This window comes from Streptococcus sp. Marseille-P7376 (assembly GCF_902460385.1).
Lineage (GTDB): Bacteria > Bacillota > Bacilli > Lactobacillales > Streptococcaceae > Streptococcus > Streptococcus sinensis.
This window is the reverse complement of the sequence record NZ_CABPTS010000008.1, coordinates 26,304-44,414: the sequence shown is the minus strand read 5'-3', so window position 1 is coordinate 44,414 and position 18,111 is coordinate 26,304. Positions and strand designations below refer to the sequence as shown.

20 protein-coding genes and 1 other annotated feature are annotated in these 18,111 nt (G+C 42.1%); of the genes, 18 read left to right on the top strand and 2 right to left on the bottom strand.

The features are described from left to right. Nucleotides 1-128: 128 nt before the first annotated feature. From FZ952_RS05730 to FZ952_RS05710, 5 genes are all read left to right on the top strand, one after another. Nucleotides 129-704 (top strand): YutD family protein, encoded by a 576-nt coding sequence (locus tag FZ952_RS05730; RefSeq protein WP_148880941.1) that lies wholly within the window; start codon nucleotides 129-131, stop codon nucleotides 702-704. Then, nucleotides 701-1,789 carry a 23S rRNA (adenine(2503)-C(2))-methyltransferase RlmN gene (gene rlmN, locus FZ952_RS05725; RefSeq protein WP_148880940.1) on the top strand — a complete coding sequence of 363 codons (1,089 nt, stop codon included), beginning with the start codon at nucleotides 701-703 and terminating at the stop codon, nucleotides 1,787-1,789. Before FZ952_RS05730 ends, rlmN begins: the two co-directional genes overlap by 4 nt. After that, entirely contained in the window at nucleotides 1,776-2,315 is a 540-nt protein-coding gene (locus FZ952_RS05720) for a VanZ family protein (RefSeq protein ID WP_148880971.1), read from the top strand. The genes rlmN and FZ952_RS05720 overlap by 14 nt, the downstream gene beginning before the upstream one ends. 87 nt (nucleotides 2,316-2,402) lie before the next feature. Further along, nucleotides 2,403-2,641 (top strand) — a binding site (T-box leader). Nucleotides 2,642-2,703: 62 nt separating this feature from the next. Further along, nucleotides 2,704-3,885: a tryptophan synthase subunit beta gene (gene trpB, locus FZ952_RS05715; protein ID WP_062199115.1), complete on the top strand. Its 1,182-nt coding sequence runs from the start codon at nucleotides 2,704-2,706 to the stop codon at nucleotides 3,883-3,885. A gap of 92 nt (nucleotides 3,886-3,977) precedes the next feature. Next, nucleotides 3,978-4,541 (top strand): aminodeoxychorismate/anthranilate synthase component II, encoded by a 564-nt coding sequence (locus tag FZ952_RS05710; RefSeq protein ID WP_062199113.1) that lies wholly within the window; start codon nucleotides 3,978-3,980, stop codon nucleotides 4,539-4,541. Here FZ952_RS05710 and FZ952_RS05705 read toward each other — a convergent pair. Further along, the gene (locus tag FZ952_RS05705) at nucleotides 4,530-5,192 is read right to left on the bottom strand and encodes a prepilin peptidase (protein WP_148880939.1); all 663 of its coding nucleotides are present in this window, start codon (nucleotides 5,190-5,192) and stop codon (nucleotides 4,530-4,532) included. The two genes, FZ952_RS05710 and FZ952_RS05705, sit on opposite strands and share 12 nt — an antisense overlap. A gap of 166 nt (nucleotides 5,193-5,358) precedes the next feature. Between FZ952_RS05705 and FZ952_RS05700 the strand changes: the two genes are divergently transcribed. The 4 genes from FZ952_RS05700 (at nucleotide 5,359) to FZ952_RS05685 (ending at nucleotide 7,027) form a co-directional block, all read left to right on the top strand. Then, nucleotides 5,359-5,874 carry a Dps family protein gene (locus FZ952_RS05700; protein ID WP_037615936.1) on the top strand — a complete coding sequence of 172 codons (516 nt, stop codon included), beginning with the start codon at nucleotides 5,359-5,361 and terminating at the stop codon, nucleotides 5,872-5,874. A gap of 228 nt (nucleotides 5,875-6,102) precedes the next feature. Beyond that, a complete protein-coding gene (locus FZ952_RS05695) occupies nucleotides 6,103-6,321 on the top strand; it encodes a YqgQ family protein (RefSeq protein ID WP_062199107.1) in 219 nt (72 codons plus the stop codon). 1 nt (nucleotide 6,322) lies between these two features. Beyond that, entirely contained in the window at nucleotides 6,323-6,703 is a 381-nt protein-coding gene (locus FZ952_RS05690; protein ID WP_148880938.1) for a rhodanese-like domain-containing protein, read from the top strand. Between the two features lie 87 nt (nucleotides 6,704-6,790). Continuing rightward, on the top strand, nucleotides 6,791-7,027 hold the full coding sequence (locus FZ952_RS05685; protein WP_148880937.1) for a DUF4190 domain-containing protein: 237 nt from the start codon (nucleotides 6,791-6,793) through the stop codon (nucleotides 7,025-7,027). Nucleotides 7,028-7,067: 40 nt separating this feature from the next. On the opposite strand, the gene FZ952_RS05680 is transcribed toward FZ952_RS05685, so the two are convergent. Next, nucleotides 7,068-7,793: a pseudouridine synthase gene (locus tag FZ952_RS05680; RefSeq protein WP_148880936.1), complete on the bottom strand. Its 726-nt coding sequence runs from the start codon at nucleotides 7,791-7,793 to the stop codon at nucleotides 7,068-7,070. A 259-nt stretch (nucleotides 7,794-8,052) separates the two neighbouring features. Between FZ952_RS05680 and typA the strand changes: the two genes are divergently transcribed. From typA to FZ952_RS05635, 9 genes are all read left to right on the top strand, one after another. Beyond that, the gene (gene typA / locus FZ952_RS05675; protein ID WP_148880935.1) at nucleotides 8,053-9,900 is read left to right on the top strand and encodes a translational GTPase TypA; all 1,848 of its coding nucleotides are present in this window, start codon (nucleotides 8,053-8,055) and stop codon (nucleotides 9,898-9,900) included. A 35-nt stretch (nucleotides 9,901-9,935) separates the two neighbouring features. Beyond that, entirely contained in the window at nucleotides 9,936-10,214 is a 279-nt protein-coding gene (locus FZ952_RS05670) for a DUF3165 family protein (protein WP_037615954.1), read from the top strand. A gap of 283 nt (nucleotides 10,215-10,497) precedes the next feature. Then, nucleotides 10,498-11,850, top strand: coding sequence for a UDP-N-acetylmuramoyl-L-alanine--D-glutamate ligase (gene murD, locus FZ952_RS05665; RefSeq protein ID WP_037615956.1), 1,353 nt, complete (start codon nucleotides 10,498-10,500; stop codon nucleotides 11,848-11,850). Between the two features lies 1 nt (nucleotide 11,851). Then, the gene (locus FZ952_RS05660; protein ID WP_148880934.1) at nucleotides 11,852-12,922 is read left to right on the top strand and encodes a UDP-N-acetylglucosamine--N-acetylmuramyl-(pentapeptide) pyrophosphoryl-undecaprenol N-acetylglucosamine transferase; all 1,071 of its coding nucleotides are present in this window, start codon (nucleotides 11,852-11,854) and stop codon (nucleotides 12,920-12,922) included. Beyond that, on the top strand, nucleotides 12,919-14,100 hold the full coding sequence (locus tag FZ952_RS05655) for a cell division protein FtsQ/DivIB (RefSeq protein WP_148880933.1): 1,182 nt from the start codon (nucleotides 12,919-12,921) through the stop codon (nucleotides 14,098-14,100). The genes FZ952_RS05660 and FZ952_RS05655 overlap by 4 nt, the downstream gene beginning before the upstream one ends. Nucleotides 14,101-14,219: 119 nt before the next feature. Further along, nucleotides 14,220-15,578, top strand: coding sequence for a cell division protein FtsA (gene ftsA / locus FZ952_RS05650; RefSeq protein WP_062199091.1), 1,359 nt, complete (start codon nucleotides 14,220-14,222; stop codon nucleotides 15,576-15,578). Between the two features lie 16 nt (nucleotides 15,579-15,594). Then, the gene (gene ftsZ / locus FZ952_RS05645; protein WP_037615971.1) at nucleotides 15,595-16,863 is read left to right on the top strand and encodes a cell division protein FtsZ; all 1,269 of its coding nucleotides are present in this window, start codon (nucleotides 15,595-15,597) and stop codon (nucleotides 16,861-16,863) included. An 8-nt stretch (nucleotides 16,864-16,871) separates the two neighbouring features. After that, entirely contained in the window at nucleotides 16,872-17,543 is a 672-nt protein-coding gene (locus FZ952_RS05640; protein ID WP_148880932.1) for a YggS family pyridoxal phosphate-dependent enzyme, read from the top strand. A gap of 9 nt (nucleotides 17,544-17,552) precedes the next feature. After that, a complete protein-coding gene (locus FZ952_RS05635) occupies nucleotides 17,553-18,110 on the top strand; it encodes a cell division protein SepF (protein WP_148880931.1) in 558 nt (185 codons plus the stop codon). Nucleotide 18,111: the final 1 nt, after the last annotated feature.

Below are 18,111 nucleotides of genomic sequence, written 5' to 3'. Positions count from 1 at the left end.
GATTGGAAGATTTTATTAAATCGCCTGACTTTTTACAGAAAAATCTTTTTCTAGTGAAAAAATATAAATTCCCCTTGTTTTGTGATAAAATAATATGAAGTAAGATAGATAAGTGACAAAGGATAGGTATGCGTAAAGAGATTTCCCCTGAGTTGTATAATTACAATAAATTTCCTGGCCCAGAATTTAAGCAAATGGGCAGCAAGATAATTGCAGAAAAATTTGAGTTTGAATTGGTAGAGAATTACAAAGAGGCCTTTGATTTGACGGCCTTTCACCAACGCTTTTCAGAAATTCTTAACAAGTTTGATTATATTGTTGGTGACTGGGGCAATGAACAGTTGCGGCTACGTGGCTTTTATCGTGATGAGAAAGCCAAGGAGAATGCCGAGAAAATCAGCCGTTTGGAAGACTATCTGCTAGAGTATTGTAATTATGGCTGCGCCTATTTTGTTTTGGAAAATGCTCAGCCAAGACGGGCTGCCTTTGACAAAAAATCCCATCACAAGAGAAAATCGGACAGCAAGAGACATCCAGAAGTTTCTAAAGAACATGGGTCTAAAAAAGGCAGGGACAATCAGCAAAAAAATCGTCAGAAGTCAACCAAGAACAGACAACATAAACAAGGCAAACAGGCAAAACAGACAGTAACTAACCAGTCTCAGCGCCATTTTGTTATTCGCCAGAATAAAGGAGAAAAATGAAACCATCTATTTATAGCTTAACGCGTCAAGAAATGATTGAATGGGCTGAGGCTCAAGGGGAAAAGAAATTCCGTGCCACCCAGATTTGGGAGTGGCTCTATCGCAAGCGTGTCCAGTCATTTGAAGAGATGACCAATCTATCCAAGGACTTGATTGCCAAGCTAAATGATCAATTTGTCGTCAATCCGCTTAAACAGCGCATTGTTCAGGAGTCGGCTGACGGTACGGTCAAGTACCTCTTTGAGCTGCCGGATGGTATGCTGATTGAGACGGTACTCATGCGCCAGCACTATGGACTTTCTGTCTGTGTGACCACCCAAGTTGGCTGCAATATCGGTTGCACCTTCTGTGCTTCCGGCTTGATTAAAAAACAACGCGACCTCAATAATGGTGAGATTGTTGCTCAGATTATGCTGGTTCAAAAGTATTTTGACGAGCGTGGTCAGGATGAGCGAGTCAGTCACATCGTGGTTATGGGAATCGGTGAGCCTTTCGATAACTATAAGAATGTACTGAAGTTTGTACGGACGGTCAATGATGATAAGGGTCTGGCTATCGGTGCCCGCCATATCACGGTTTCGACTTCAGGGCTGGCTCATAAGATTCGTGACTTTGCCAATGAAGGTGTGCAGGTCAATCTAGCTGTCTCCCTCCATGCCCCGAATAATGATCTGCGGACTAGCATCATGCGGATTAACCGGTCCTTCCCTATCGAAAAGCTTTTTGCAGCTATCGAATACTATATTGAGACGACGAATCGCCGGGTGACCTTTGAGTACATCATGCTCAATGAAGTCAATGACGGGGTAGAGCAGGCTAAGGAACTGGCTGAGCTGCTCAAGAACATTAAGAAGCTGTCTTATGTCAATCTCATTCCTTACAACCCCGTTAGCGAGCACGACCAATACAGTCGCAGTCCCAAAGAGCGCGTGATGGCCTTCTACGATACCCTCAAGAAAAACGGAGTCAACTGTGTGGTGCGTCAGGAGCACGGTACAGATATTGATGCAGCCTGTGGTCAGTTGCGCTCCAATACGATGAAGCGTGACCGTGAGAAAGCTCTTGTTGAAAATGTTCAGCCTTAAAAATTATCTGACTTCAGACGGTGAGTTGACAGCTCAGGGACGGAGATTACTGATAGGAGGGTGCGGGCTCTATTTCTTGATGCTCTGCCTCATGTGCTTCCTGCCACAAACGCCAGAGCCAGGAATGGAGACACCGGGCATCCAGTACTTTGGTCGAGTAGTGGTTCTGCTGATTCCTTTTAACTCTTTTGTCAATCTCGGAGAGATTACTTCTTGGTTGCAGTTGGTCAAGGTCTTTGTCCAAAATCTAGCCAATATCTTTCTGCTGTCGCCATTGATTTTTCAGCTCCTATGGCTATTTCCTCAGTTGCGGAGCACAAAGAGAATTGTTTGGCTCAGTTTTGCTATGAGCCTGGCCATTGAAATGACTCAGATCTTGCTGGATCTTCTCATCAACGCCAACCGAGTCTTTGAGATTGATGATCTCTGGACCAACACTTTAGGTGGCTATCTAGCTTGGCGGACTTTTCAACTCTGTCAGAAGTTTTTGAAAAATCGTCAAGACGACGCTTTCAACTTAAATTAGGGAGACGAAGGTTCGGATTTAGGGAGAGTTTTTGTAAAAATTTATTCTTTTTTCGTTTTTCTCTTGACAAAAGATTTTCGAAGCTTTATAATTTTAGTTAATCATCAGAAAAGTAATAATTTTTTCTACTTTCAGGGAGCCTGTGGTTGGTGGAAACAGGCGGCGGAAGATTATGAAGTGGGCTGATGGAAAAAATGAATTTGAAACAATAAAAATTTGGTGAGCACACCTTACAGTGCGACTTGTTGTTAGACAAGACAGAGATATGGAGGTAGTCTGTACTTTTCTCCATAATTGAGGTGGCACCGCGATTTTACGCCCTCACGCAGAGTTTTTTCTGTGTGTGGGTTTTTGTTTTGCTTGAAAATAAAGAAAAGAGGAAATTAAGATGACAGAAACTAAAGGATATTTTGGACAATTCGGCGGCTCTTTTGTACCGGAGCCGATCCAAGCCTTGCTGGATGAATTAGAAGCGACTTTTGAGAAGTATAAGGATGACCCAGAATTTTTAAATGAATACCGACATTATTTGGCGGATTATTCAGGCCGGGAGACTCCGCTCTACTTTGCCGAAAGCCTGACTCAGCACCTGGGCGGAGCTAAGATTTATCTGAAGCGGGAAGATCTCAATCATCTGGGCTCCCATAAGCTCAATAATGTTTTGGGGCAGATTCTTTTAGCTAAGCGCATGGGTAAGACCCGGGTAATCGCTGAAACTGGAGCTGGTCAGCATGGTGTGGCAACTGCGGCAGCCGCAGCGAAGTTTGGTATGAAGTGCGATGTTTACATGGGTGCAGAGGATGTAGAACGCCAGCGCCTTAATGTTTTCCGCATGGAAATGATGGGTGCGACTGTTCACGCTGTGGAAACAGGAACCAAAACACTCAAGGATGCAGTGGATGCAGCTTTTGGGGCTTGGATGAGTGATTTAGAAGCCTTCTATGTTTTGGGTTCGGCTGTCGGTCCTCACCCATATCCGACCATTGTCCATGAGTTCCAAAAGGTGATTAGTGAAGAATCTCGCCGGCAGATTTTGGACAAGGAAGGCCGGTTGCCGGACTATGTTATTGCCTGCGTAGGTGGTGGTTCCAATGCTATCGGTGCCTTCTCCCAGTATGTGGCGGATGAAGAAGTCAAGTTGGTTGGTGTTGAAGCGGCTGGACGCGGCCTAGATACCGACCAACATGCAGCAACTATGAGCAAGGGAAGTGTCGGAGTAGTGGACGGTATGAAGACTTACGCTGTCTTTGCTGAAGATGGGCAGGTGGCACCAGTTTACTCCATTTCGGCCGGCTTGGACTATCCTGGAGTTGGTCCCGAACATGCTTTCTTTAAAGATTCTGGTCGAGTAGAATACGTAGCTGCGACAGATGATGAAGCTGTGGATGCCTTGCTTCTCTTGACACAGAAGGAAGGAATATTGCCAGCAATCGAAAGTTCTCACGCCATTGCTGAAGCTATCAAGCGAGCTCCGCAACTGTCATCTGACCAAATCATCATTATCAATGTATCTGGTCGAGGAGACAAGGATGTGGCAGCCATTGCCGACTATCTAGAAAAACGAAAATAATATACCTAGCAGAAGAGTAGTAACGTCCATCCTTTCAGAGAGTCTGTGGTTGCTGGGCAGACCAAATCTATGGTCAATATAGGAGATATGCAGTGATTTTACTAATTGATAATTATGATTCTTTTACCTATAATTTAGCTCAGTATATCAGCCATTTCGCGGAAGTCAGGGTTTTGCGAAATGATGATGCTGGCCTTTATCAAGTGGCAGAAGAGGCAGATGCTTTGGTTCTGTCCCCGGGTCCAGGCTGGCCCGCAGATGCAGGACGGATGGAGGAGCTTATCCGTGATTTTGCTGGTAAGAAACCGATTTTAGGTATTTGTCTGGGGCATCAGGCGATTGCAGAAGTATTTGGTGGAAAGCTAGGATTGGCTCCAAAGGTCATGCACGGCAAGCAAAGTATTCTGCACTTTGAAGCAAGTTCTCCTCTCTATCAGGGGATTGAAGATGGTCAGCCGGTCATGCGTTACCATTCAATATTGATTGAGGAGATGCCAGAGAACTTTGAAGTGACAGCGCGGGCAATTGATGATAATTCGATTATGGCTATCCAGCACAAGAGCCTGCCCATTTATGGATTTCAGTATCATCCTGAAAGTATTGGTACGCCGGATGGTCTGTCGTCTATCAAGAATTTCATTGACTTAGTAAAATAGCCATAACTTATAGCAAATAATCATCCCCACACCGATTAAAAGACAGGGCACAAAAGCTAACCTGTCTTTTGTCTTTTTAAAGCAGAAGCAGGCGAGGCCAGAGAAAGAGGCAATTTGGATGAGGATGAGAATTTCTGTCAGGCTGAAAATAGCTGCGCAGGAAGCGAGAAATAGAAAGTCGCCAGCTCCAATACGAAGATTATAAAAGAAGGCTAGAAATCCTAGGGTTAAAAAGAAGAGCATGAGCAGATTGATACCCGCTGTCGCCATCAGCAAGAACTGAAAAATCAGCCAGATTAGGAGAGGGTATTCTTGCTCGCGCTGATCGTAGATGGCTAAGGTCAAGCCCATAGTGAGCAGTAAGAGCTGGGCTAGCGAAAGATAGCCTAAACTCCAGCTTAGAAAAAGCAAGCCCAGCACTAATTCAAAAGCAGCATACCAGACAGGAAGACGAATCTTGCAGAAACGACAGCGAAAGCCATTAAGAAGCTGAGAAAGGATTGGAATCAAATCCCGTGCTTTGAGTATCTGCTTGCAGTTGTCACAGTGACTGCTTGGAGAGATGATGGACTGTGCAGGGAAGCGGTCAATGACCAAGCCTAAGAATGAAGCTAAAATCGTTCCGACCAGAAAAAAGTATAGATGTATCATACTTGTTTATTCGTGATTTTGAGCAGAAAAATTTTGAAATTTTACAACTTTTCTAATAAAGTAAAATTTTGAGTTTTAAGACTTGACTTTCTTATTTAGAAGCATTATAATTAAAACATAATCAATAAAGATTAGAATAATTACAAATAAAAAGAGAGGTATCATTATGACTCAAGTAAAATATGGCGCTGCAGCAGATGTAGCAACTTTCACTAACCAAAATTCTTTACCAAAAACGAAAGCAGTTCTCAATCAAGTAGTAGCAGACCTTTATACAGCTCGCATCGCTCTTCACCAAGTTCACTGGTATATGCGTGGCGCAGGCTTCATGGTATGGCATCCAAAAATGGACGAATATATGGACACGGTAGATGTGACCTTGGATGAAGTCAGCGAACGCTTGATTACTCTGGGTGGCAAGCCCTATTCAACTCTGACAGAGTTTATCCAACACAGCAAGATCGAAGAAAAAGCGGGCGAATTCAGCAAGAATGTAGAAGAAAGCTTGGCGCGCGTGATTGAAATCTTCCGTTATCTGACAGATCTTTACCAAGAAGCGATGGATGTGACAGATGAAGAAGGCGATGATGTGACCAATGATATCTTCGTTGGTGCCAAGGCAGATCTTGAAAAGACCATCTGGATGTTGACAGCTGAAATCGGTCAAGCACCAGGTTTATAAAATGAAATTCAAAAAGAGGCAAAAAATTTGCCTCTTTTGTTTTTCTTAAGGATTATTTAAGCTTACTCCCTTATACTAATAGTATCAGATGAAGACCTCCTAACTTTGTTTGATAGAACTCCTAAACTTTTCTTTTTCATAATAATCTCCCGAAAAGGCAGCCTCCGAGGCTGTCTTTTCTGTTTTGCCATCTTGAAAACTTTAGCAAAATTTGATAAAATATAGCTCATGAAAACACTCTACGATGTGCAGCAATTTCTTAAAAATTTCGGAATCATTATTTATATGGGCAAGCGTCTTTATGATATTGAGATGATGAAAATTGAGTTGGAGAGGATTTACGATGCCGGTCTGATGGATAAGCTTGATTATCTGGAGGCTGAGGCTGTCCTGCGTAGAGAGCATCAAACAGAGTTGAAATATTTAGAAAATAAAGGGAGAAACTAGAATGGGAATTTGGATTTTATGGGCAATTTTGTTGGGGATGTTGGCTTGGATGGGTTTCAATTATTTTCGTATTCGTCGTGCAGCTAAGATAGTAGATAATAGTGAGTTTGAAGGCTTGATTCGTCAGGGACAGTTGATTGACTTGCGTGACCCATCGGATTTTCACCGCAAGCATATCTTAGGCGCGCGCAACATCCCGTCTCAACAGCTGAAGTCCAGTATCAATGCACTTCGCAAAGACAAACCAGTTCTTATTTATGAGAATAGCCGAGGACAGCTGGTGACCAATGCAGCGATTTACTTGAAAAAGCAAGGTTTTAATGAAATTTATATCCTGTCTTACGGCCTGGATTCTTGGAATGGCAAGGTAAAATCAAGCTGATAGAGTATAAAGGGTTATTATCGTATACATAAAACTTAAGTTTTATATCAAAATGAACTAATATTAATTTTAAGGAGTATTTATAAGATGCAAGAAAAGAAAAAATCCTCTCTTGTTTTAGGTATCTTGTCCATTGTTTTGGGCTTGTTGATTCCATTAGTGGGTCTTATTTTAGGTATTATTGGTCTGGGTTTGGTCAATTCACACCAAAAAGAGACTCAATTGGATTATAAAACAGAAAAAAATCTTAACATCATCGGCATTGTGATTTCTATCGTCAACTGGATTGCAGGAATTATTTTGACCGTGAATGGATTAATGTAATGAATGATAATAAAAAGGCTTGTGATAAGCCTTTTTATTTTTACCAAGTTTGCTCTAAGTATATTTTTATAATCTCTAGCTCGGAAGCCCTCAGTGGCCGATATTCTCCTTCTGCTAGGTTCGGATCCAGCTGAAAATCACCAAAATGTGTGCGTTTGAGATAGGTGACCTTGACACCAACTGCCAGAAACATCTTTTTGATTTGATGAAACTTACCCTCAGAGATGGTAACCGAGGCTGTGGAGTGATTGGGGCTAGTCGTGTGAATCTGAAGCTGGGCTGGCTTGCATTGAGTTCCGTCCAGAAAGACAATGCCTTGCTGGAAAGTGGCTGTAGCTGCTTGGGCAAGAGGACCGTTGACTTCGACATAGTAGGTCTTTTTGATATGGTATTGCGGGTGCAGAAGCTGAAAACCTAGTGGCCCGTTATCCGTAATCAGGAGCAGGCCGCGTGTGTCACGATCTAGACGGCCGACAGAGTAGAGCTGGTCGTTAAAATCTTCTGGTGTAATCAGATCCAGAACGGTTGTCTTATCTGCATCAGAATTGGCAGTGACAGCACCGGCAGGTTTGTTCATCAGAAAATATCGGTGAGCCGGCTGGCTTAAGGAACGGCCCGCTAGACTAACGGACTGGAGTCCGCTATCGACATTTTGACTAAGAGAGCGAGCAGGCTGACCGTCAATTATAATCTGCCTCAGTCGAAGTTTCTGTTTCATTTCTTTTCGGCTAACCTTAGCTTGAGCTAAGAATTTATCAAGGCGCATGAGTTTTCCTTTCAAAGGTTTGGACGTTTTGCAATTTAGAGAATGGTGAAAGGTCACAGAGCAAGAAAGCGAGGTTTTAGCGTAAATCTAATTCTCGATTTTCTTCTTTTATCATACTCTTTCAGAAGCAAAAATGCAAAAAGAACTGCAGTTTACGATTTTCTTATGAAAACATTTACACTTGGTTGGCTCGTGTTTTTTGGAAAAAACTGTGTTATAATTTTTAGTTGGAAATAAATAATAAGATTTAGAGGAAAAAATGACAAAATTTAGAGAAGATATTCGCAATATCGCTATTATCGCTCACGTTGACCATGGGAAAACAACCTTAGTCGATGAGTTGCTGAAGCAATCTCATACGCTGGATGAGCGTAAAGAGCTGCAAGAGCGGGCAATGGACTCAAACGATATCGAAAAGGAGCGCGGTATTACCATCTTGGCTAAAAATACAGCCGTGGCTTACGAAGGTACTCGTATCAATATCATGGACACGCCAGGGCACGCGGACTTTGGTGGAGAAGTAGAGCGGATTATGAAGATGGTGGACGGAGTTGTTCTGGTTGTGGACGCCTACGAAGGAACCATGCCTCAGACCCGCTTTGTTTTGAAAAAAGCCTTGGAGCAAGACCTTGTCCCAATCGTAGTGGTGAATAAAATCGACAAGCCGTCTGCTCGTCCAGCAGAAGTAGTGGATGAAGTATTGGAACTCTTTATTGAGCTTGGAGCGGATGATGACCAGCTGGACTTCCCAGTGGTTTATGCTTCCGCTATCAATGGAACTTCATCTATGTCAGATGATCCAGCAGACCAAGAGCACACCATGGCACCGATTTTCGATACGATTATTGAGCATATCCCAGCGCCAGTGGACAATTCTGACGAGCCATTCCAATTCCAAGTCTCTCTTTTGGACTACAATGACTTCGTCGGCCGTATCGGTATTGGACGTGTTTTCCGTGGTACTGTTAAGGTGGGTGACCAAGTAACCCTCTCTAAACTTGATGGTACAACCAAGAACTTCCGTGTCACAAAACTCTTTGGTTTCTTTGGCTTGGAGCGTCGTGAAATCCAAGAAGCAAAAGCAGGTGATTTGATTGCCGTTTCTGGTATGGAAGATATCTTTGTCGGTGAAACCATTACACCGACAGACGCAGTAGAAGCTCTGCCAATCCTACATATTGATGAGCCTACTCTGCAGATGACTTTCTTGGTCAACAACTCACCATTTGCCGGCCGTGAAGGAAAATGGGTGACTTCTCGTAAAGTGGAAGAGCGTCTGCAGGCTGAACTGCAAACAGATGTATCGCTACGTGTTGAGCCAACTGATTCACCAGACAAGTGGATCGTTTCAGGTCGTGGTGAGTTGCACTTGTCAATCCTGATTGAAACAATGCGTCGGGAAGGTTATGAGCTGCAAGTATCTCGTCCAGAAGTTATCGTGAAAGAAATCGACGGTGTCAAATGTGAGCCATTCGAGCGCGTCCAAATCGATACACCTGAAGAATATCAAGGCTCGGTCATCCAAAGCCTTTCTGAGCGCAAGGGTGAAATGCTGGATATGGTGGCTACTGGAAACGGTCAGACTCGATTGGTCTTCTTGGTTCCAGCTCGTGGCTTGATTGGGTACTCAACTGAGTTCTTGTCTATGACTCGTGGTTATGGAATCATGAACCACACCTTTGATCAATACCTACCACTCATCCCAGGTGAAATCGGTGGCCGTCATCGCGGTGCCCTGGTATCTATTGATGCTGGTAAGGCAACGACCTACTCTATTATGTCTATCGAAGAGCGTGGAACCATCTTTGTCAATCCAGGTACAGAAGTGTATGAGGGAATGATTATCGGTGAGAACTCACGCGAAAACGATTTGACAGTAAATATCACCAAAGCCAAGCAGATGACCAACGTTCGTTCTGCCACCAAGGATCAGACGGCAGTCATCAAGACACCGCGCATTTTGACCTTGGAAGAATCTTTGGAATTTTTGAATGACGATGAGTATATGGAAGTAACGCCAGAGTCCATCCGTCTGCGCAAGCAAATTTTGAACAAACAAGAACGTGAAAAAGCTAATAAAAACAAGAAAAAACAAGCGGCAGAATAAGCGATCTAAGCTATCTGGCGGCAGAAAGGAGTAGCATGGTTTACTTTATCATTGGAATTTTGATCCTGCTTTTCTATGTATTTGCCGTTCCGGCTAGTATTAAAGGAACGCTGAATATCTTGACAATTGTGCTTTTGCTGGTTGCCTTGATTATCTTGTTTGCTTTAGGACTCTTTCAGATTTTTAAATTGCCTTCAGAATTTTTTGTAGGAATCTTCCTGATGATTCTGACTGTGTGGGCGCTGAGAGATATTGAGCGCTTAAAGCCTAAAGTCAGACGGCGAGATTTCGTGGACGAAAATCATTATGAATAGAATAACTGCCCAGCTTTGATGAGTTGGGCAGTTTTCATTTCCAGCACTTTGTCAAGCTGTCCAAAGCGTACTGATATGTGTCACAGTGTTCTTATTGGAATAATGAGTTATTGTGAGATAAATCAAAAATTTGGCTGTCAATATCACAATTATTGACTAAAGCGGCAATGCTTTGTTACAAAAGTTAAATCTTCTTAACAGCTAAAAATAAAAAACTGTTTCGGCTTTTTTATTTTCGCAAAAAAAGGTAAAATAGAATGAAGTATGAATGAAGAGGTCTATGATGAAAAATATTTCAAAATTTGCCAATAAGAAAGTCTTGGTGTTGGGTTTGGCCAAATCTGGGGAGTCAGCTGCTCGTCTTTTAGATAAACTGGGGGCGATTGTGACGGTCAATGATGGGAAACCCTTTGAGGAAAATCCAGCAGCCCAATCTTTGCTCGAAGAAGGAATTAAGGTCGTGACAGGTGGTCATCCTTTGGAACTGCTGGATGAAGATTTTGAGTGGATGGTAAAAAATCCAGGCATTCCTTACAATAATCCTATGGTCATAAGAGCTTTGGAAAAGAAGATTCCCGTTATTACCGAAGTGGAGCTGGCTTATCTGATTTCAGATGCGCCGATTATCGGGATTACTGGCTCAAATGGAAAAACCACCACCACGACCATGATTGCGGAAGTGCTAACAGCAGGCGGACAAAATGGTCTTTTGTCAGGAAATATCGGATTTCCAGCTAGTCAAGTCGCTCAAGATGCGGGTGAAACAGATACTCTGGTTATGGAACTTTCTTCCTTCCAATTAATGGGAATCGAAGCTTTCCATCCGGAAATAGCGGTGATTACAAATCTGATGCCGACACATCTTGACTATCACGGCTCTTTTGAAGATTATGTGGCAGCCAAGTGGAATATCCAAAAAAATATGACCGCTTCTGACTATGTCATTTTGAATTTCAATCAAGATTTGGCTAAAGAATTGGCTAAGAAAACGGCAGCCCAGGTGATTCCTTTTTCAACTCAAGAACAAGTCGATGGAGCCTACTTGGACGGCGATGTGCTGACCTTCCGTGGGGAAGCCATTATGAAAGCTTCTGAACTAGGCGTGCCTGGCAGTCACAATGTAGAAAATGCTCTAGCAACCATTGCTGTCGCCAAACTGCGTGGGGTTGACAATCAAGTGATTAAAGAAACTCTAGCTCATTTTGGTGGTGTCAAGCATCGTCTCCAGTATGTGGGTGAAATCAATCAAGTCAAATTTTACAATGACAGTAAATCAACTAATATCTTAGCGACACAAAAAGCTTTATCAGGTTTTGACAATAGCAAGGTTATTTTGATTGCTGGTGGTCTGGATCGAGGCAATGAATTTGATGAATTGGTGCCAGATATCAAAGGCTTGAAAAAAATGGTGATTTTAGGGGAATCGGCTGCGCGTGTCAAGCGGGCTGCGGATCAGGCAGAAGTGAGCTATCTGGACGCTTCAGATGTCAGAGATGCTACTCGCAAAGCCTTTTCTGTGGCGGAGACTGGGGATATTGTCCTTCTCAGTCCAGCCAATGCCAGCTGGGATATGTATAAGAATTTTGAAGTGCGGGGCGATGAATTCCTTGCAGTATTTAAAGAATTAAAGGGATAAAATGAAAAAAATAGTATTTACAGGCGGAGGGACAGTTGGCCATGTGACCCTCAATCTTTTGCTGATGCCTAAATTTATCGAGGAGGGCTGGGAAGTCCATTATATCGGTGACCGCCATGGGATTGAGTACAAGGAAATTCAGAAATTAGGTCTACCTGTTGTTTTCCATTCGATTGCAACTGGCAAGCTCCGTCGCTATTTTTCATGGCAGAATCTTTGGGATGTTTTTAAAGTGGCAGGCGGGATTCTCCAGTCGCTGGGCATCATGTTGAGAATACGTCCAAAAGCCCTGTTTTCAAAAGGAGGCTTTGTGTCTGTTCCGCCGGTGATTGCGGCGAAAGTGACGGGCGTTCCAGTCTTCATTCATGAGTCTGATTTGTCGCTTGGCTTGGCTAATAAAATCGGTTATAAATGTGCAAGAAAAATGTACTCAACTTTTGATCAAGAACATTCTCTGACAAAAATTGAACATGTAGGGGCTGTGACAAAAGTTCGGGGAACAAAAACCGAGGAGCCGAGAGAACTGATCGATATTCGTCAGCATTTCAATGAGAACCTACCAACGATCCTTTTTATTGGCGGATCGGCTGGTGCTAAAGCTTTCAATAATTTTGTAGACAAAAATAAAAATTATTTGCTTACTAAGTACAATCTCATCAATCTGACGGGAGATAGTCGCTTAGATGAACTTTCTACTGGTTTATATCGTGTTTCTTATGTGACGGATTTATATCAACCACTGATGGATTTGGCAGACGTAGTGGTGACACGAGGAGGTTCAAATACTATTTTTGAGTTACTTGCTATGAAGAAGCTACAGGTCATTGTACCTCTAGGACTTGGTGCGAGCAGAGGCGATCAGATTGAAAATGCCGACTATTTCGTAAAGAAAGGCTACGCAATGAAGATAAATGAAGAAAACCTAAATAGAGTGAATCTTCAAGTAGCTGTTAATGACTTGTTGAGAGAAAAAGAACATTATTATCAAAGAATGGAAAACTCTCATGAAATCAAGTCTGTAGATGAATTTTATGCAATTTTGAAAAATGACATCAACAAAGGGAAAAAATGACAAAACGGAAACAAGATGATCAGCAAGAAGCTAGAAAAAGTCTTTCTGAATGGCAGAGAAGAAATAAGGAATATCTTGAAAAGAAGGCTCAAGAAGAAGCAGAAAGGCAGAAGCAATTAGAACAAGAACAAGCTTTAGCTGAAGAAAAAGATCAACAAAATGAATCGGATATTACTGATGATTCTGAGGATCAAGAAATCGAAAATGATTCTGCAGATGAAACTTCTAATCTGAATGAGGAAGCAGATGCTGCAGGTGAAGAAAACGATGGATTTGAGTTAGATGAAGGGGAAGAACTTAGCAAAAAAGAGCTCAAAAGATTGGTCAAACTTGAAGGAGACGCTAATCGCATTCCGATAGAGAAAATCCATCTTTATCGTGCCTTGCCAGTTCTAATCATCAACGGGATACTGATTTTGCTTTCTCTCTACTTTTTGACTCCTCTGGCAAATATAAAAACGATTCTATTTTCTGGTAATCAAATGGTCAGTCAGGAAGAATTGCTAAAAAATAGTAAGATTGATGACAGGGATTACACTCTGACAACTTTTATCAATCAAAAGAACCATGCACGCAATATGAAATTCTCCAACCCTTGGATTGATACGGTAGATATGACCTATCAGTTTCCTTTTACCTTCAATGTCAAAGTAAAAGAATATGGGGTTCTGGGATATTTGCACGAAAATGAAAACTACTATCCTATTTTGACTAGTGGAGAGGTTATCAAGGACGCAGTTGCTCCTGAGTCCTTGCCTGCTTCCTACATCTCTGTGGAATTTTCTGATCGACAGCTGATTAAATCGCTCGTCAGTCAGTTGGAAAAAGTACCAGATTCTGTAAAAAACAATATCCGAACAGTTCAAATAACCCCAAGTAAGGTGACGCAGGACTTAGCTACTTTGACAATGGGAGACGAACATCAGGTTCTGGTTCCTATTTCACAAATTGCAAGAAAACTCCCCTACTACGAGGGGATTCAGCCTCAGCTAGAATTTCCAAGCGTGGTGGATATGGAAGCTGGTATCTTTAGTTATCTGCAGGGCGCACAGAATGAAGAGCCTTCTGTTGAGCCAGAAGAGAAAACAGAAGACAAAATAGAGGAAGCGGCTTCGGATGACGAGAATCCTGAAATTCAAAATCAAACAGAAAATAATGAGAATGCTGAAAATAACTAATTATGTTGAGAAAAACTGCCCATTTTCATTTTCTTTATGATATAATAAAGTTTGGATAACTCTATTCTCAAGAGTTATTGTATAGACCGGAAACATGGAAGATAGAGAGGACTGATGTAATGGCTAGAGACGGCTTTTTTACTGGATTAGATATAGGAACTAGCTCAATCAAAGTGTTGGTGGCAGAGCACATCAACGGTGAAATGAATGTTATTGGAGTCAGTAATACAAAAAGTGCTGGCGTAAAAGATGGAATTATTGTAGATATTGAAGCTGCAGCGGCAGCAATTAAGTCAGCTATCACTCAAGCAGAGGAAAAAGCTGGGATTTCAATTGGTTTGGTCAATGTCGGCTTGCCTGCGAATCTATTGCAAATTGAACCAACGCAAGGGATGATTCCTGTGACGAGTGAATCACAAGAAATTACAGATGAGGATGTTAAGAACGTTGTCAGATCAGCTCTGACTAAGAGTATGACTCCTGATCGTGAAGTAATTACTTTCATTCCAGAGGAATTTGTAGTAGACGGCTTCCAAGGTATTCGCGATCCGCGAGGGATGATGGGAATCCGTTTGGAAATGCGCGGCCTTTTATACACAGGACCTCGTACGATTTTGCATAATCTTCGTAAAACAGTAGAGCGTGCAGGTGTCCAGCTGGAAAATGTGATTATCTCACCTCTTGCTATGACCAAGTCTATTTTGAACGAGGGAGAGCGTGAATTCGGTGCAACGATTATTGATATGGGCGGAGGTCAGACAACAGTAGCTTCTGTTCGTGGTCAAGAACTGCAATTCACCAATATCTACCAAGAAGGCGGCGATTACGTCACCAAAGATATTTCAAAGGTCTTGAAAACTTCACAAAAATTAGCTGAAAGTTTGAAATTTAATTACGGGGAAGCTTATGTACCAGCAGCTGGTTCAGAAACTTTCCAAGTAGAAGTGATTGGAGAAGTTGAACCGGTAGAAGTAACAGAAAGTTACTTAGCTGAAATCATTTCCGCTCGAATCAGACATATCTTTGAACAGGTTAAGCGTGATTTGGATAGAAGACATCTGCTTGAGCTACCAGGTGGCATAGTGATTGTTGGTGGAACAGCGATTCTTCCAGGAGTAGTAGAGTTAGCCCAAGAAGTGTTTGGTGTCAATGTGAAGCTCTATGTTCCAAATCAAATCGGTATTCGCAATCCAGCCTTTGCCCATGTGATTAGCTTATCAGAATATGCGGGTAATTTGACTGATGTGGATATGTTAGCTCAAATGGCTGTCCGTGGTGATGAACAGCTTCGTCATCAACCTATCGCCTTTGAACGCTCTGCTCAGCCTTTGCCACGTTTTAACAATAAGTCAGTAGAGGAAACGGCAGAAAAAACAGAAACGGATATTCCGCCATTAAGTAATAGTGTTCCAAACCAAGAACCAAAAACTTCGATTACAGATCGTGTACGTAATTTAATTGGTAATATGTTTGATTAAGGAGAGAAAATAAACTATGACATTTTCATTTGACGCTATGGCTGCTCAGGGAGCAGTTATCAAAGTAATTGGTGTTGGTGGAGGTGGCGGAAACGCCATTAACCGCATGATTGATGAAGGAGTTGCGGGGGTTGAATTTATCGCCGCAAATACAGACGTTCAAGCGCTTAGCGGTGCTAAAGCAGAAACTGTTATTCAATTAGGCCCTAAATTGACTCGTGGTCTTGGTGCCGGAGGACAGCCTGAGGTTGGCCGTAAAGCTGCCGAAGAAAGTGAAGAAGTCCTCACAGAAGCACTTGCAGGAGCAGACATGGTCTTCATTACTGCAGGTATGGGTGGAGGAACAGGTACAGGGGCTGCTCCTGTGATTGCACGAATTGCCAAAGGAATAGGCGCTCTGACAGTTGCAGTTATCACTCGCCCATTCGGTTTTGAAGGAACCAAACGTGGTAATTTTGCTATCGAGGGCATTAATGAACTCCGTGAGCATGTGGATACTCTCCTCATCATTTCTAACAACAACCTGCTTGAAATTGTAGATAAGAAGACACCGCTGCTGGAAGCTTTGAGTGAAGCAGACAATGTTCTTCGCCAAGGTGTGCAAGGAATTACGGATTTAATTACCAGCCCAGGCTTGATTAACTTGGACTTTGCTGATGTGAAAACTGTCATGGCTAATAAGGGTGACGCCCTTATGGGAATTGGTCTGGGTAACGGTGAAGAACGTGTTATTGAAGCAGCTCGTAAGGCTATTTACTCACCACTTCTTGAAACAACGATTGATGGTGCAGAAGATGTGATTGTCAACGTTACAGGTGGTCTTGATATGACCTTGATTGAAGCAGAAGAAGCTTCTGAAATTGTCAACCAAGCAGCTGGCCATGGTGTCAATATCTGGTTGGGTACATCAATCGATGAGTCAATGAAAGATGAAATCCGTGTTACAGTTGTGGCAACAGGTGTCCGACAAGATAAGGTTGATCGTGTCAGCGGCCTTCGCCAAACACAAGGAAGTACTCGTCCGCAAGTTGAGTCAAAACATAGCGAAGTTCGTTCAGCACACTTTGATCGTAATTTTGATTTGACTGAAAAGGTTGACATGCCAACTCCTAGCCGTCCAAGAGCAGATGTTCCAAAGGGTTCTGCCTTTGGCGATTGGGATTTACGTCGAGAAGCGATAGTTCGTCCAGCTGAACCAGCTTCTTCAACTCGCGTGGAGCGTTACGCTGAAACAAATGAAGAGGATGATGAACTTGAAACACCTCCATTTTTCAGAAATCGTTAATCTAGAAAATGAATTTACAACAAAATAAAGATTCGATTTTTCGTTCGGTTGAAAGAATTGCTGAAAAATCAAATCGTTTAAAAAATTCAGTAAAAATCATTGCAGTCACGAAATATGTTGATTGTGAGACTGCTCGCCAGCTTGTAAACACAGGGATTCAGCATATCGGTGAAAACCGTGTGGATAAATTTTTGGAAAAATATCAAGCTTTAAAAAATGAAAATCTTACTTGGCACTTAATTGGGAGTTTGCAAAGACGAAAAGTAAAAGATATAATTAATTATGTTGATTATTTTCACGCTTTAGATTCTATAAAATTAGCTCAAGAGATTGATAAGCGAGCGGAACATGTGATACAATGTTTTTTACAAGTGAATATTTCTAAGGAAGCAAGTAAACATGGTTTTCAGGTGGAAGAACTTGATGATGTGTTGTCTGAACTTGAAAAATTAGAAAATATTCGTCTTGTTGGATTAATGACAATGGCTCCATTTGAGGCTAGTCATGATGAGTTGAATCACATTTTTGAGACAACTCACCAACTTCAAAAAGAATTACAAAAGAAGCAGTTGAAAAATATGCCATTTACCGATTTGAGTATGGGGATGAGTCGAGATTATCCAGAGGCTATTGCCAATGGGGCAACATATGTTCGAATCGGTACCGCATTTTTTGAATAGGAAAGAACTATGTCATTTAAAGATAGATTTGATAAATTTATAGATTATTTTACAGAAGATGGAGAGGATACAGCTGTCCCGCAACAGGCAGCTAAGCTTCCAAGCAGTTCGCAAAAGCCTGAATTGTTGCAGTCTCAGCCTGTAAAAGAGGCTAAGTCTCCTCGTACAGCTCCTGCTCAACCGCAGCCGCAGTCTTCTACAGAAAATATTACGAGATTACATGCTCGCCAGCAAGAATTGGCTCAAAACCGCGCTAAGGTTGATGAGAAGATTACGATTGATGTGCGCTATCCTAAAAAGTATGAGGAAGCGACAGAGATTGTAGACTTGCTTTTGGCAAATGAAAGCATTCTGATTGACTTTCAGTATATGACTGAGGTTCAGGCACGTCGTTGTTTGGATTATCTTGATGGTGCCCGTTATGTTTTAGCAGGTAATTTGAAAAAGGTTGCGAGTACCATGTACTTGCTGACGCCAATCAATGTTGTAGTCAATATTGAGGATATTCGTCTTCCAAACGATGTTGAATTAAGTGAATTTGACTTTGATATGAAGCGTAGTAGATAAT